The following is a 15,519-nucleotide window of genomic DNA, read 5'->3' as shown; positions in this document are numbered from 1 at the left end:
GCGGCCCATCCCGGCCGGTCCGGCGCCCCGGCGAGGCCGCTCTTACAGGCACCGCGTACGCTTAGACCTGCGCTGTGCATGAAGGCCACCGAATTGTCGAGTGGCTGCCAGTGCTTGTCCAATTGTCTGCGCCTTCCGCTTCCCGCCCAGGCAACCAACCTGTCCACCTGCCTGTCGAACCTCCTGAGCCCAAGCACGAACCAGGAGGCCTCGATGCACCTCAGTTCCATCGACCAGGCCGTCGAACAGGTCCTGTCCCGCCTGCCAACCCATATCCACATGGGTCTGCCGCTGGGCCTGGGCAAACCCAATGCGTTCGTCAACGCACTCTATGCCCGCATCCGTGAGTTGCCCGAACGCCGTCTGACCATCTATACAGCCCTCTCCCTGGGGCGACCAGCGCTGGGTGATGGCTTGCAGCAACGCTTGCTCGAGCCCTTCGTCGAGCGCGTGTTCGGCGACTACGAAGAGCTTCACTATCTGGCCGATCTGCGCAATGACAGCCTGCCGCCGAACATTCGCGTAGAACAGTTCTTCATGCAGCCTGGCAGCCTGCTTGCCAGTGAGTCGGCCCAACAGGATTACGTCAGCAGCAACTACAGCCATGCCGCGCGAGACATCAATGCCAAGGGCCTGAACCTCATCGCCCAGCTGGTGGCGGCTACGCCGGAGCGGCCTGTCCACCTGAGCCTGGCCTGCAACCCGGACATCACCCTGGACCTGTTACCCATGGTCGAACGCCGTCGTGCCGCTGGCGAGACCATTCTCATGCTGGGCCAGGTGCATGCGCAGCTACCGTACATGCCCGGTGATGCCGAGTTGCCAATGGATGCGTTCGACCTCTTGTTGGACGAAGCCGAGCAGCGCCAACTGTTTTCAACGCCCAACATGCCGGTCACCACGCAGGACCACTGCATTGGCCTGCATGCCAGCAGCCTGGTGCGCGACGGCGGCACCCTGCAGATCGGGATTGGTGCCATGGGCGACGCGGTTGCCGCCGCGCTGCTCGCCCGCCAGAGCGATAACGTTGCCTACCGTGCAGCGCTCGACGGTCTTGGCGCGGGCACCACGCAGGCACTGATCGAGCGGGAAGGGGGGCTCGCGCCCTTCGAACAGGGGCTGTACGGCTGTAGCGAGATGTTCGTCAACGGGCTGTTGGCGCTGGCCGAGGCGGGCGTGCTGCGGCGTGCTGTGGATGACCGGGGAGTGATCCTGCACGGGGGGTTCTTCCTCGGCCCGCAAGCGTTCTACCAGCGCTTGCGCGACATGACCCTTGAGCAGCGCGCACGGTTTGCCATGACCGGGATCAATTTCGTCAACGAGCTCTACGGTGACGAACAGCTCAAACGTCGCCAGCGACAAGACGCACGCTTTATCAATACGGTGTTCGGCATGACCCTGCTCGGTGCGGGTGTGGCCGATCAGCTCGAAGACGGGCGAGTATTGAGCGGGGTAGGTGGGCAGTACAACTTCGTCGCCCAAGGGCACGCGCTGGAAGGTGGCCGCTCGATACTGCTGCTGCGCAGCTGGCGCGAAGCGGGCGGCGAGGTGTCGTCGAACATCTTCTGGAACTACGGCCATTGCACCATTCCCCGCCACCTGCGCGATATCGTGGTGACCGAATATGGCATCGCCGATCTCAGGGGGCAGACCGACAGCGAGGTCATTGCGCGATTGCTTGCGGTGTGTGACGCCCGGTTCCAGGAGAGCCTGATCGAGCAGGCCAAAAACGCTGGCAAATTGGCGGAAGATTTTCAGCTCGACAGGCGCTTTGCCGATAACACGCCGCAGCGCCTGGCCGCGGTCCAGGCACAGCACCCACAGCTGTTCCCGGAATACCCCATGGGAACCGATTTCACGGTTGAAGAGCAGGACTTGCTACGGGCACTGAACTGGTTGAAAAGCAAGTTCAAGCTCAGCGAGGCGCTCGAACTGGGCAAGGCCACGCTGGAGGCGCCAGAGCCGCAAGGGTATGAGCGGCATCTGGCACGGATGCAATTTGACCAGCCTCAGGGGCTAAAAGAAGCGCTGTACCAACGGTTGCTGTTGGCGGGCCTGGCGGCGACTTGAAACCGGCAGGGGGCTGCCACGCAGCCCCCTGTGCCCGGATGCGAGCGAGCCGGTGCCGCATCACTCGATGAAGCTGACCACACCGCCTTCCAGCGATTTCACTCGCGCCAGCGACTCCACGCGATAGCCTTGGCGATCCAGCTCAGCGCGCCCGCCCTGGAACGATTTCTCGATCACGATCCCCAGGCCTACCACGGTCGCCCCGGCCTGCTTGATGATCGATATCAGCGCCTGGGACGCCTTGCCGTTGGCCAGGAAGTCATCCATCACCAGCACCCGATCGCTGCTGCTCAGGTGGCGCGGCGAAATGGCCACGGTGTTCTCGGTCTGCTTGGTGAACGAATACACAGAAGCCGTCAGCAGGTTTTCGGTGAGGGTCAGCGACTGGTGCTTGCGCGCGAAGATCACCGGCACGCCCAGCTTCAACCCGGTCATCACCGCAGGCGCGATGCCCGACGCCTCGATGGTGACGATCTTGGTCACGCCGGCATCGGCGAACAAGCGGGCGAACTCGTCACCGATCAGCTGCATCAGCGCCGGGTCGATCTGATGGTTGAGAAACGCATCGACTTTGAGAACCTGGTCGGAAAGCACGATGCCTTCTTCGCGAATCTTCTGATGCAGTGCTTCCACTATGGTATTCCTCGGAACAGAAATGGCCGCAAACAGCGGCAGTGTTTAAGAGTAATGGTTGATCAGCGTTTGAGCATCGCCCGGATGTCGGCCAGGGCATTGTTGCCGCGTGCGGCCTTGACCTCGACCGGTGCATCGTCCAGCCCTTCCCAGGACAGGTCTTCGGGGGGCAGTTCGTCGAGGAAGCGACTGGGCGTGCAGTCGATGATTTCCCCGTATTGCTTGCGTTTGGCGGCGAACGTGAACGCCAGCGTCTGGCGTGCGCGGGTAATACCCACATAAGCCAGGCGGCGCTCTTCCTCGATGGTGTCGGCCTCGATGCTGGAGCGGTGAGGCAGGATCTCCTCCTCCATGCCCATGATGAACACGTAGGGAAATTCCAGGCCCTTGGACGCGTGCAGGGTCATCATCTGCACACCGTCGGCGTTTTCTTCCTCTTCCTGCTGGCGCTCGAGCATGTCGCGCAGCACCAACTTGCCAATGGCGTCCTCAATGGTCATGTCACCCTCTTCGTCCTTCTCGAGGGTGTTCTTCAGCGCTTCGACCAGGAACCAGACGTTGCTGATGCGAAACTCCGCGGCCTTGTCGCTGGCGGTCTGCTGGCGGATCCAGTTTTCGTAGTCGATGTCGCGGATCATTTCATGCAGGGCGGCTATGGGGTCGTCCAGCGCCACCTTGTGGCGCACGCCGTCCAGCCAGTGCTTGAAGCGCTGCAGGCGCTCGGTGTAGCGCGCATCCAGGTGCTCGCCCAGGCCCAGTTCCTCACTGGCGGCATACATCGAAATGCCCCGGCCGGTGGCATAGTTGCCGAGCTTTTCCAAGGTGGTCGAGCCGATTTCCCGGCGCGGCACGTTGATGACACGTAGGTAGGCGTTGTCGTCGTCAGGGTTCACCAGCAGGCGCAGGTAGGCCATGAGGTCCTTGACTTCCTGACGGCCAAAGAAGCTGTTGCCGCCGGAAAGACGGTAAGGCACCTGGTGGTGCTGCAACTTCAGCTCAATCAGCTTGGCCTGGTAGTTGCCGCGGTACAGGATGGCGAAATCGCTGTAGGGACGGTTGGTGCGCAGGTGCAGCGTGAGGATTTCCATCGCTACGCGCTCGGCCTCGGCATCCTCGTTCTTGCAACGTATCACCCGGATCTCGTCGCCCACGCCCATCTCGCTCCACAGCTGTTTCTCGAACGCGTGCGGGTTGTTGGCGATCAGCACGTTGGCGCAGCGCAGGATGCGGCTGGTGGAGCGGTAGTTCTGCTCCAGCATGACCACTTTCAGTGAGGGATAGTCCTCCTTGAGCAGCATCAGGTTCTCGGGGCGCGCGCCGCGCCAGGCGTAGATCGACTGGTCGTCGTCGCCCACCACGGTGAACTGGTTGCGCATGCCGATCAGCATCTTCACCAGCAGGTACTGGCTGGCGTTGGTGTCCTGGTATTCGTCTACCAACAGATAACGCACGCGATTCTGCCAGCGCTCGAGCACCTCGGGGTGTTCCTGGAACAACTTGACCGGTTGCAGGATCAGGTCGTCGAAGTCCACGGCGTTGAACGCCTTGAGCGTGCGCTGATAGTGGGTGTAAACGACCGCAGCGGTCTGCTCGCGCGGGTTGCGTGCTTTCTCCAGGGCCTCGGGAGGCAGGATCAGGTCGTTCTTCCAGGCACCGATCATGTTCTTGATTTCGTCGATGCCGTCGTCGCCGGAGTACTCCTTCTGCATGATGTCCGACAGCAGGGCTTTGATATCCGACTCGTCGAAGATCGAAAAACCAGGCTTGTAGCCCAGGCGTTCGTGCTCCTTGCGGATGATGTTCAGGCCCAGGTTGTGGAATGTGCAGACCGTCAGCCCTCGGCCTTCGCCCGGACGCAGCAGGCTGGCAACCCGCTCCTTCATCTCGCGGGCGGCCTTGTTGGTGAAGGTCATGGCCACGATGTACTGGGCGCGAATACCGCAGTTCTGGATGAGGTGGGCAATTTTGCGCGTGATGACGCTGGTCTTGCCCGAACCTGCACCGGCGAGCACCAAAAGAGGGCCGCCGACATAGTCACGGGCTTCCTGCTGCCGGGGATTGAGTCGGGACATGCTAGAAACCGGGGGTCGCCAGAAAATAGCCGCGCATTCTAACAGGCATGCGTGTTCATGGCGTGACCGTCTGACGTTCGAGTCAGACTTTCGAAACGACCATTAGCGCCGCTAATGCTTGCGCCTGAAAAAATCGTATTTGCCGGTTTGTCTGCTTTCGCGCAGGATGCACGACAAAATACGTCGGACCAGGCTGTTAAAAGGCGCGCTTACAAGTGAAAATCATTTCCATTGAATGCGTCGGCCTGTTCATCGGTCTACGTTGCATCGTCGAGCCTTAAGGAGCCGTCTTGTCCGCGCCTGTCGAACCTATGCGTTTGCTGCTGTTGGCCAGTGAGCCCGAGTGGGCGGCCTTGCTGCACGCGTGCATGCCTGCCTTGAAGGGCGCGGCCGTACTGCTCACGGCACCCGACTGGGATGCCGTCGACAGTCTGTTCAGCCGCGACCGGCAGGCCGTGGTGCTGACCACGCCGGCGTTGCAGCCAGCACCCGGTCGTTGTGAACTGCCGACCATCCTGCTGTTGCACAGCGAGCCAGAGGCGGCGCCCAGCGGCGTCAGCGACTGGCTGGTGAGCGACCAAGTCAATGTCGACAGCCTGCGTCGCTGCCTGCGCCACGTGCGCGAGCGAGGTGTACTGGTAGCCACCCTGCAACGCTTGGCCGAGCAAGACCCTTTGACCGGCATCGCCAACCGCCAGGGCTTCCAGGCCTTGCTGGCCACGCGCCTGGCCGACCATGACGGGCGCGGCGTCGCCCTAGGGCATCTGGACCTGGACAACTTTCGCCATGTCAATGACGCCCTGGGGCACCAGAGTGGGGATCGCCTCATTCTGCAGGTGGTGCTACGTCTGAAGCATCAACTCGAAGCAGGCGACCAGCTGGCACGCCTGGGCAGTGACGAGTTCGCCTTGCTGATCGACACCCGCCGCGACCCAGGGCGTGCCGAGTGGATGGCCGAGCGCATCGTCGAGGCATTGGCCGAGCCCTACTGGGTCGATGGCGAAAGCCTGCTGCTCGGTTGCAGCCTGGGCCTGGCCCACGCCCGCGCCCAGAGTGGCGCCGACCCGCTGATGTGGCATGCGCACATCGCCATGCGTCAGGCCAAGGCCACCCAGGGCTGTACCTTCCATGTCTTCAACGAGCGCATCAATCGCCACGCACGCAGCCTGGCCGATCTCGAAAGCGAGCTGCGCCGGGCCTTGCGCCGTGACGAGCTGGAGCTTCACTATCAGCCGCGCTTGAACCTGGCTGATGGGCGGATCGTCGGTCTCGAAGCGCTGGTGCGCTGGCGCCACGCCGAACGGGGCTTGCTGCCGCCCAGTGAGTTCGTGCCATTGGCCGAGCAAAGCGGGCTGATCGTGCCGCTGGGTTACTGGGTCATCGCCCGTGCCCTGCGCGACATGCAGGCCCTGAACACACAGGGGCTTGCGCCGTTGCACATGGCGGTCAACCTCAGTTTCCGGCAGTTTCAGGACAGCCAGTTGCTGGCAACCTTGAGCCGGCTAATTGCCGAGTACGGTGTCGATGCCCACTGGCTGGAATTCGAGCTGACCGAAACGGCCGTGATGCGGCGCAATGAGCGGGTGCGTCAGACCATGGATGCACTGGGCCGCCTGGGCGTGCGCTTCTCGCTGGACGACTTTGGCACAGGGTTCTCTTCGTTCGTGCACCTCAACAGCTTGCCGATCACCTTGCTCAAGGTGGACCGCAGTTTCGTTGCGCAGATGGATATGCGCGAAGAGAACCGCAAGCTGGTGCATGCCATGATCAACCTGGCCCACAATCTCAACCTCGAAGTGGTGGCTGAGGGCGTCGAAAGCGAAGCGCAATTGGCCTTGCTGCGCGGGTTTGGCTGCAACCAGGTACAGGGTTTCCTGGTCAGCAAGCCCCTGCCGGTAGACGCGCTGATCCCGTTCCTGCTGCAGTCGTCACACCGCCAAGTGGGGGTTGCAGGCTAGCTGTCCGCCCCTCTGGCCAATGCGCAAAGCCACCTCAATGGGTTGAAATTAGGCAGATGTGGCCGTTGCGGCGCGTGTTCCGGCGTGGCGCAACAGCCGCCGCATCCGCCATTCGAAGCCGAAGGTCAGCGCCACCGAGGCGCACGCCAGCCCCAAGGCCAGCCCCCACCAGACGCCCAGCGCGCCCCCGCCAAAGACGAAAGTGAACAACCAGGCGCTGGGTGCCCCGATGAGCCAGTAGCACACCAGCCCGATCAGGAACGTAGTCTTGGCGTCTTTCAGTCCGCGAATAGAGCCCATGGCGATGGTCTGCACGCCATCGAACAGCTCGAACCAGGCAGCTACCATCAGCAGCTGGACCGCCAGCTGGAAGATGGCGGCAAACGCCGGGTCGGCCCGGTCGATGAACAGCCCTACCAATGCGTCTGGCAGCAACCAGAACAGCGCAGCGAAGGCGAACATCAGCATGGCCCCGAAGCCGATCCCCACCCGGCCAGCGCTGCGCGCGGCGAGCAAGTTGCCCGCACCGTAGTAATGGCCTACGCGCATGGTCACGGCATAGGACAGGCCAGTGGGCACCATGAAGGCGGTCGACACGATCTGCAGGGCGATTTGGTGCGCGCCCAACTCGGTACTGCCCAGTACGCCCATGCACAGCGCCGCAAAAGCGAACAGCCCTACTTCCACCATGTAGGTGCCGCCGATCGGCAGCCCCAGCCGCCACAGCTCGCCCAACGCTGGCAGCGATGGCCGCGACAGGCCCTTGCGCAGCGGGTAGGCGGCATAGGCCGGGTGCCAGCGGATGTACAGCGCTAGGGCAATGGCCATGCCCATCGAGACCACCGCAGTGACCAGGCCGATGCCCATCAGACCAAGCTTGGGCAGGCCGAACATGCCTTCGATCAGCGCAACGTTCAGCAAGTAGTTGAGTACGGTGCCTACCAGGCTGATGACCATCACCGGCGTAGAGCGGCCTAGGGCGCTGGTGAAGCCACGCAAGGCCATGAAGGTCAGGTAGCCCGGCAACGCCAGCGGCAGCAGGGTGAGAAACTCGGCCGCCGAGGCGACGTTGTCAGGCTGCTGCCCGAAAAGCAGCAGGACAGGTTCGAGGTTCCACAGCACCAGCGCCGCGAACAAGGCCAGGCCCCAGGCCAGCCACAGGCCGCTTTGCGCCAGCCGTGTGGCGCCCTCGATGTCATTGGCGCCTCGGCGGAAGGCTACCAGGGTGCCGACCGCCGCGATGACGCCCAGGCAGAAGATGGACACGAACGAATAGCCCGCCGCGCCCAACCCGCCACCGGCCAAGGCCTGCGGGCTGATGCGTGCCATCATCAGGGTGTCGGTCAGTACCATGAGCATGTGCGCCAGCTGCGAGGCGATCAGCGGGCCTGCCAAGCGCAGTAATGCCTTGAGCTCGTGGGTAGGTGCGACGTGCATGGATGTGATCCTTGGCGAAGACGGTGGCGGACGAAGGGCGATTCTGAAGCTTGGGTCAGCTTTTAACAAAAGGATAAATGCGATCATTGGCATGAGTTTTAATCATGGCGATATTATGCGCAGGTCGCCGTATCTCCGCCGAACAAGGAACCTCATGACCCGCAAGTTACCGCCCTTGTATGCGCTGCGTGCATTCGAAGCTACGGCGAGGTTGAACTCATTCACCCGTGCTGGCGAAGCGTTGTCCATTACCCAAAGCGCGGTCAGCCGGCACATTCGCACGCTGGAGGATCACTTTGCCTGCCGACTGTTCGTGCGCAGCGGCCGCAGCCTGCAACTGACCGAAGCTGCACGGGTGCTGCTACCGGGTGTGCGCGAAGGCTTTGCCGCGCTTGAGCGTGCTTGTGACACGTTGCGCGGTGAAGACGAGATGCTGCGCATGAAGGCGCCGTCCACCCTGACCATGCGTTGGTTGCTGGCCCGGCTGAGCCGCTTCCGTCGGCTGCAGCCTGGCAATGAAGTGCAACTGACCAGTGCCTGGATGGACGTCGACCATGTGGACTTCAACCAGGAACCTTTCGATTGCGCGGTGCTGCTGGGCGATGGGGTATTCCCGGCGGAGTGGGAGGTACGCAAGCTGTTCCCCGAACTGCTGGTGCCGGTGGGTGCACCAGGGCTGTTGGATGACGGGCCCTGGACCGCGGCGCGCCTTGCGAGTAGCGAACTGCTGCACCCTACAATGGACAAGCGTGACTGGCGGGTATGGCTGGAGCGCCTGGGCCTGAGTAGCAGGGTTTCGCTCAAGGGCGGGCAGGTGTTCGACACGTTGGAACTGGGCATGATTGCAGCGGCCCGAGGCTACGGTGTTTCAATTGGTGACCTGATGATGGTGGCCGAAGATGTGGCGCAGGGGCGCATGAGCCTGCCATGGCCGACAGCAGTCCCCAGCGGTATGGACTACTACCTGGTATGGCCGCGGACCCGGCCGGGCGGCGAGCGCCTGCGCCGCCTCAGTGCCTTCCTGCAAGCAGAGGTGAATGCCATGGCGCTACCCGAGGTGGTGATCCTGCCAGCCCTTTGATTGCGAGCGCTATATCCCGGTCCGACACTCAAGTATTCAGCGCCGACGCCGATCAAGTGGCACCAGCGTCCCGGAAGAGGGCGCGCTTTCCGTCAAATAAAAGCGGGCGGTCAGCGTGATCAGGATGATCCCGGCCTCTTGCCAGGAGCTTGCCCATGCCTCAACCGCGTGCCCGGATTGCCTCGCAACTCGGTATCGCCCTCGCCATCGTGCTGGCGCTGGTGATTTCCGGCAGTACCCTTTTTGCCCTGCGTTCACTGGACGATGCCAACCTCGCTACGCGCCAGGCCCACCTGGCCAGTGAGGCGCGCTTGCTGGCCGACCAGCTTGACACGTTCCACGGCTCGCTCAAGGACAATACCCAGCGCTTGAGCGGCTTGTTCGAGCGACGCTTCGCATCAGGGCTGTCGCTGCATGCAGGGCAGACCGTGCAGGTCGCAGGGCAGGCAACCCCGGCCCTGTACCTGGGCGATCAGCTATTGAACAACGACTTCCAGCAAGTGGACGATTTCCAACAGATGACTGCCGGTATCGCCACGGTATTCGTGCGCAGTGGTGACGATTTCGTGCGCATCAGCACCAACCTGAAGAAACAGGACGGCAGCCGCGCCATCGGTACCCAGCTCGACCGTCAGCACCCTGCTTACGCCAAGTTACTGGCCGGGCAGATGTACGTTGGCCGTGCCGTGTTGTTCGACCGCAACTACATGACGCGCTACGTGCCGATGACCGACGGTAATGGCCGGGTGATTGCGGTGCTGTTCGTGGGTTTCGATTACACCGATGCGCAGAACGCCCAGTTCGCCAACCTCAAACGCTTCCGCATTGGCCAAACCGGTTCATTGGCACTGCAGGATGAAAAGGGCCAGTGGCTGGTGCCGCCGGCCAATGCCGAGCAGCCGCTGTACAGCGCGACGGCGCCCTTTGCCGAAGGGCCTTGGACGGTGGTTGCGAGCATGCCCCTGGCGGAGATCCGCGAGGTAACCTGGAGCGTTGGGCTGCGCCTTGCCGTCGGCAGCGTGCTGGCCATGCTCATAGCCGTGGCTGCCACGCTCTGGTTGCTCAGGCGTAAGCTGCGCCCGCTGGATGATCTGGTACGGCAAGCACAAGCGCTCGGAGCGGGTGACCTGAACGCACGGCTGAACGTGACCAGCCACGATGAAATCGGACAGTTGGCGCGCAGCTTCAACACGATGGGTGAAGCCCTCTCGAACATGGTCGAGCACATTCGCAGTGCCTCCGAACAGGTCAGCACCCGCGCCCGCTCGCTGTCAGGCCTGTCGGCTGGCGCCTGTGTGGGCATGGACCAGCAATCAGGCGAAATCACCAGCATGGCGGGCGCAGTGGAAGAGTTCAGCGCCACGTCCATGAACATCGCCGACAACATGGCTGGTACCGAGCGCATGGCCCGCGACAATGCCCAGCAGACCCGCGTGGGCCGCGGCGCCATGGACGAAGCGTCGCACTCGCTCAAGCAGATTGCCGATGCCCTGGGTGACACCGCCACGGTCGTGAACAGCCTGGGTGCACGTTCGCAAGAGATCGGCAGCATCATAAGTGTCATCACCGCCATCGCTGAGCAGACCAATCTGTTGGCTTTGAATGCTGCCATCGAAGCGGCCCGTGCCGGTGAGCAGGGGCGTGGCTTTGCAGTGGTGGCTGACGAGGTGCGTGGGCTGGCCGCGCGAACCCGTCAGGCCACCGATGAAATATCCGGCATGATCACCAGCATCCAGCAGCAGACCGGGCATGCCATCACCACGCTGGAGCAGAGTAATCAGCTGATGCAGGACGGCCTGGAGCGCAATGGCAAGGTCGCGCAGGCACTTGCCCGCATCGACGAACAAAGCCGTGCGGCGGGTGAGCAGTTTGCCGTGATCAGTACGGCGACCCAGGAGCAGAGCAGCACAGCGACCGTGCTGAGCCGCAATTTGCAGAGCATCGCCCAGGCCAACGGTGAGCAGCGCGAGGTGGCCAACGAGCTGGCATTAACAGCGCGGGAGCTGGAAGGGTTGGCAGCGCAGTTGCGTCAGGAAGTGGACCGTTTCCGCTGACACGGTGGGGCACCCAAGTGCCCCTTCAACGTGTCGCTTTACAGCGATACCAGGTTCAGTGCCTGCGCGCACGCCTGCAGCGAGCGGCGCTCGCTTTGCGCATAGAGCGCCAGTTCATCCTGCACCTGCAGCCCCAGCGCCGCTTCGAAGGCCGCGCGGTTGGCGTTGCTGCCGTACTCGGCCCGGGCATCGTCGCCCAGGTTGGACTGGAAGATCCCTGCGGCGCTTACCGGCAAGAAATCTTCGTATACCAGTGCCTCGAAATGCACGTGGTCTGCGTCGATCAGCCCTTGCAGGGTAGTTGGCCTGCCTTGTTCACCGCGCGCGGCCAGGCCTTTCTCGGTCGCAAAATAGCGAAAATACGCCAGGCCCTGCTCACGCATCTGCACCAGGTCGTCCGGGAAGGCGGCGAAGGTGTCTGTGAGCATCGCCATGTACTGTGCGGCATTGGCTTCGGCGGGTGCACCACCCAATGCGACGCGGGTCATGTCGAGCAGCTTGTCATAGAGCTGGCGCCCTTTCGGGGTCAACGCCGCGCCACGTTGCTCGATTTCCCCAAAGCGCGCGGTGTGGCTGCCTTCGCTACCGTGCTGACCGCAGAACACGACCTTTTCCTGCAAGGCCTTGAAGCTGGTCTGGCGCAGTAAAATGGGGTGGCGGCGGGGAGGGGGGCCTTCGACCACGGCCTTGGGCGTGATGCCCTTGGCCGGCATGCTGAGCTGGATGGTATCAATATCCAGGGTGCGCGGAGTGAGGTGATTGATGTGCGGGCCCTTGAACGCGACAACATCGGCAAGCAGGCGGTGCTGGTCGTGCAGCTGCTGGTACTGCTCGGCGGTAACGGTAGCGTCGCGGTGCCAGCGGAAGGTGTGCAGGGCTTCCTGTACGAAAGTCTGGGCATCTGCGGTATTCAAGCCGCCATCGCGTTCGCGCTGCTCAATCAGATGGAGTACGCGAGGGGTGAAGATCTGGCGTTTGGCCAGGATATCCTTGGCCATTTCCCGCAACTGCAGGTTGTCGATCAGCTCCAAGCGCAACAGCGAGGTGAAGACACGGAACGGGCTGACGTGCAGCGACTGCTCATGCACGGCACGGAACGCGGTGGAGTGCACCGGGACCCCAGCACTGCTGAGGTCGTAGTAGCCCACTGGCTGCATGCCCATGACCGCAAAAAGTCGCGCGATGGTCGCCAGCTCCTCGGCCGTACCCACGCGGATAGCACCATGGCGTTCATGGCCCAGCCGCTCGAGTTCTCCTGTCCAGCGCAGCGCCTGCGCCACTTCTGGTTGCTCGGCCATCACCTGCTGGTTGATTTCGCTCACCAGCGCCAGCAGCTTGCCGTACAACGGCACTTCCTGTTTGTACATGAGCGACATGGCGGCAGAAAACTGCGCACGGATGCTGTCGGGGCTGACGAAATCATGGGCGGGCATCGCTGGATTCCTGGTTAATGGCTGACCCTTACATGAAAGCGGGGAATGCACCCGGGCCACAAGCGAAAAAAAGTAGGCGTGTCATTCCTTTTTTGATCGACCTAGACAGGCGTAGGGTGCTCCTCCTGTCGAGGGCTTCATGCCTGCAGCTGCTCACCGATCCAATCCACCAGCGCCCGCACCTTGGGCACTTCCGCGGCATGTTCGGCATACGCCAGGTAGTGCGCGCCGGCACTGCGCATTGCATGATTCCAGGGCACGACCAGGCTGCCCTCGGCCAGCTCCTTCGCCACCAGGTAACGCGGCACCAGCGCCACCCCGCAACCGGCCTGGGCAGCGCTCAGGGCCATGTAGAACGTGTCGAAGCGCGGGCCGTGGTACGCGCTGACGCTTTGCAGGCCCTGCTCCAGGAACCATTCGTGCCAGGCTTCTGGCCGTGAAGTGCTTTGCAGCAACACCAGGTCGGTCAATGCCTCGGCACTCGGCAGGTCACGGCCTGCCAGCAGCTCTGGCGAACACACCGGCACGACTTCTTCACCGAACAGCTCGATGCAGCTGGCCCCCGGCCAGGTGCCCTGGCCGTAGAAGAACACGACGTCAGCCGAGCCCTGCAACAGTGAAAAGGGCTCCATTTCGTTGCGGATGTCCAGGTGAATGTTGCTGTGCCGCCGGCCGAAGCCCTTGAGGTGGGGGATCAGCCAGCGCACGCCGAAGCTTGGCTGCGTCGCGACCTTCAGGATCTCGGTCTGCTCCCCGTACGTCAGCACGTAGCGGCTGGACATATCGACCTGCGTGAGGATCTTGTTCACCTCGGCCAGATAGAGGCTGCCGGCTGGCGTGAGCTGTAAACGTCGGCGAATGCGCAGGAAAAGGTGGTGACGCAACAGGTCTTCGAGCTGCGCCACCTGCTTGCTGACCGCACTTTGGGTCAAATGCAGCTCTTCGGCGGCTCGGGTGAAGCTCAAGTGGCGGGCTGCAGCTTCAAAGCACTGCAGGGCGGTCATGGACGGCACCAGACGTTTTGACATAGCGTTCTCACGGGCTCAAATCATTACCTGACGGAATGATATGCGGAATAAAGGTCGTTTGTTGCGCTTAACTGATCGGATTAATACTGATCCACATCATATCCAACCTGTCTACCCATGTAGGAGAACACCAATGGTTGCTGGATTGCTCGAGCGCCTGGGCGTTGCTGCCCAGGCTTACACCCAAGGCGATTACGCTGTACACACGCCAATCGACGGCAGCCAGATCGCTTCGGTGACGCTGCTCGGTCAAGCCGAGACCACCGCGCGTATCGAGCAGGCCCAGCAGGCGTTCGAGGCGTGGCGCAGCGTGCCTGCCCCACGCCGGGGTGAGCTGGTGCGCCTGTTCGGCGAAGTGTTGCGCGAGCACAAGGCAGACCTGGGTGAACTGGTTTCGATCGAAGCAGGCAAGATCACCCAGGAAGGCCTGGGCGAAGTGCAGGAAATGATCGACATCTGCGACTTTGCAGTGGGGCTGTCACGTCAGTTGTACGGCCTGACCATCGCTTCCGAGCGCCCTGGCCACCACATGCGCGAAAGCTGGCACCCGCTGGGTGTGGTCGGTGTGATCAGCGCGTTCAACTTCCCGGTGGCGGTCTGGTCCTGGAACACCGCCCTGGCTCTGGTGGCCGGCAATTCGGTGGTATGGAAGCCCTCCGAGAAAACGCCATTGACCGCCCTGGCGTGCCAGGCGTTGTTAGACAAGGCGTTGAAAGCCTTCGGTGATGCGCCGGCAGGTCTTGCGCAGCTGGTCATCGGCGGCCGTGAAGCAGGCGAAGCCCTGGTCGATGACCCCCGCGTAGCCCTGGTGAGCGCCACCGGCAGCACGCGCATGGGCCGTGAAGTCGGGCCGCGTGTAGCGGCACGCTTTGGCCGCAGCATCCTGGAACTTGGCGGCAACAATGCAATGATCCTGGCACCTAGCGCCGACCTGGACCTGGCCGTGCGGGGTATTCTCTTCTCGGCAGTCGGCACTGCCGGGCAGCGCTGTACCACGCTGCGCCGCCTCATCGTGCACCGTTCGATCAAGGATGAAGTACTGGCTCGGGTCAAAGCCGCCTACGGCAAGGTACGCATTGGTGACCCGCGCAAGGACAACCTGGTTGGGCCCCTGATCGACAAGGCCTCGTTCGATGCCATGCAAGGCGCCCTGGCCAAGGCTCGCGACGAAGGCGGCCAAGTGTTCGGGGGTGAGCGCCAGTTGGCCGACCAATATCCCAATGCCTATTACGTATCGCCTGCCATTGCCGAAATGCCTGGGCAAAGCGAGGTGGTGCGCCATGAAACGTTCGCGCCGATTCTCTATGTGCTGGCCTACGATGACTTCGACGAAGCCTTGCGCCTGAACAACGAGGTCCCCCAGGGCTTATCGTCCTGCATCTTCACCACCGACCTGCGCGAGGCTGAGCGTTTCCAGAGCGCGGCTGGCAGTGATTGCGGTATCGCCAACGTCAACATTGGCACCAGCGGTGCTGAAATCGGCGGGGCGTTCGGGGGTGAGAAGGAGACCGGTGGTGGCCGTGAATCCGGTTCCGATGCCTGGAAAGGCTACATGCGCCGTCAGACCAATACCGTGAACTACTCCCGTGAGTTGCCACTGGCGCAGGGCATCGTGTTCGACTGACTAGCGTGATTGTGTAGAACCAGGGGCACGCCCCTTGGTGGGCGACCAAGCCCGCCTCCATCGGGATCGGTGCATATGCCTCGATGCCTGGGGACGCGGGCTTGGCTGCGAAAGGCCGCACGGCGGTCT

The 15,519-nt window shown here is 62.7% G+C and carries 10 protein-coding genes and 1 pseudogene; 6 read left to right on the top strand and 5 right to left on the bottom strand.

Annotation, left to right across the window (positions count from 1 at the left end; translation table 11 throughout):
• The first annotated feature begins 213 nt into the window (after positions 1–213).
• A complete protein-coding gene (locus ACF8R3_RS16600; protein ID WP_392515904.1) occupies positions 214–2,070 on the top strand; it encodes an acetyl-CoA hydrolase/transferase C-terminal domain-containing protein in 1,857 nt (618 codons plus the stop codon).
• 60 nt (positions 2,071–2,130) lie between these two features.
• On the opposite strand, the gene xpt is transcribed toward ACF8R3_RS16600, so the two are convergent.
• Positions 2,131–2,703, bottom strand: a complete 573-nt coding sequence (gene xpt, locus ACF8R3_RS16595; RefSeq protein ID WP_023532789.1) for a xanthine phosphoribosyltransferase — start codon at positions 2,701–2,703, stop codon at positions 2,131–2,133.
• Between the two features lie 62 nt (positions 2,704–2,765).
• Positions 2,766–4,775, bottom strand: coding sequence for a DNA helicase Rep (rep, locus tag ACF8R3_RS16590; RefSeq protein WP_058638846.1), 2,010 nt, complete (start codon positions 4,773–4,775; stop codon positions 2,766–2,768).
• A gap of 290 nt (positions 4,776–5,065) precedes the next feature.
• Between rep and ACF8R3_RS16585 the strand changes: the two genes are divergently transcribed.
• On the top strand, positions 5,066–6,733 hold the full coding sequence (locus ACF8R3_RS16585; protein WP_100852488.1) for a bifunctional diguanylate cyclase/phosphodiesterase: 1,668 nt from the start codon (positions 5,066–5,068) through the stop codon (positions 6,731–6,733).
• A gap of 48 nt (positions 6,734–6,781) precedes the next feature.
• Here ACF8R3_RS16585 and ACF8R3_RS16580 read toward each other — a convergent pair whose 3' ends face one another.
• Positions 6,782–8,170: a NorM family multidrug efflux MATE transporter gene (locus ACF8R3_RS16580; RefSeq protein ID WP_058638848.1), complete on the bottom strand. Its 1,389-nt coding sequence runs from the start codon at positions 8,168–8,170 to the stop codon at positions 6,782–6,784.
• 154 nt (positions 8,171–8,324) lie between these two features.
• On the opposite strand from ACF8R3_RS16580, the gene ACF8R3_RS16575 reads away from it, so the two are divergent.
• From ACF8R3_RS16575 to ACF8R3_RS16565, 3 genes and pseudogenes are all read left to right on the top strand, one after another.
• Positions 8,325–9,251 (top strand): LysR substrate-binding domain-containing protein, encoded by a 927-nt coding sequence (locus ACF8R3_RS16575; RefSeq protein WP_058602791.1) that lies wholly within the window; start codon positions 8,325–8,327, stop codon positions 9,249–9,251.
• A 155-nt stretch (positions 9,252–9,406) separates the two neighbouring features.
• Positions 9,407–10,450 (top strand): annotated as a pseudogene (locus tag ACF8R3_RS16570) (Cache 3/Cache 2 fusion domain-containing protein); the annotation flags it as partial.
• Entirely contained in the window at positions 10,445–11,305 is an 861-nt protein-coding gene (locus ACF8R3_RS16565; RefSeq protein ID WP_392515906.1) for a methyl-accepting chemotaxis protein, read from the top strand. The pseudogene ACF8R3_RS16570 and the gene ACF8R3_RS16565, both read left to right, overlap by 6 nt.
• 38 nt (positions 11,306–11,343) lie before the next feature.
• On the opposite strand, the gene ACF8R3_RS16560 is transcribed toward ACF8R3_RS16565, so the two are convergent.
• Together ACF8R3_RS16560 and ACF8R3_RS16555 are read right to left on the bottom strand one after the other, a co-directional pair.
• The gene (locus ACF8R3_RS16560; RefSeq protein WP_392515903.1) at positions 11,344–12,738 is read right to left on the bottom strand and encodes a VOC family protein; all 1,395 of its coding nucleotides are present in this window, start codon (positions 12,736–12,738) and stop codon (positions 11,344–11,346) included.
• 137 nt (positions 12,739–12,875) lie between these two features.
• Complete coding sequence (locus ACF8R3_RS16555) at positions 12,876–13,766, bottom strand: LysR family transcriptional regulator (RefSeq protein ID WP_058602794.1); 891 nt, start codon at positions 13,764–13,766, stop codon at positions 12,876–12,878.
• Positions 13,767–13,899: 133 nt separating this feature from the next.
• Here ACF8R3_RS16555 and ACF8R3_RS16550 point away from each other — a divergent pair, with 133 nt between their 5' ends.
• On the top strand, positions 13,900–15,390 hold the full coding sequence (locus ACF8R3_RS16550) for an aldehyde dehydrogenase family protein (RefSeq protein ID WP_392515902.1): 1,491 nt from the start codon (positions 13,900–13,902) through the stop codon (positions 15,388–15,390).
• Positions 15,391–15,519 lie beyond the last annotated feature (129 nt).

This window comes from Pseudomonas sp. FYR_7, assembly GCF_043106155.1.
Classification (GTDB): domain Bacteria; phylum Pseudomonadota; class Gammaproteobacteria; order Pseudomonadales; family Pseudomonadaceae; genus Aquipseudomonas; species Aquipseudomonas parafulva_B.
Note: the sequence above shows the minus strand (reverse complement) of the source record. Positions and strands in the feature narration are given on the sequence as shown.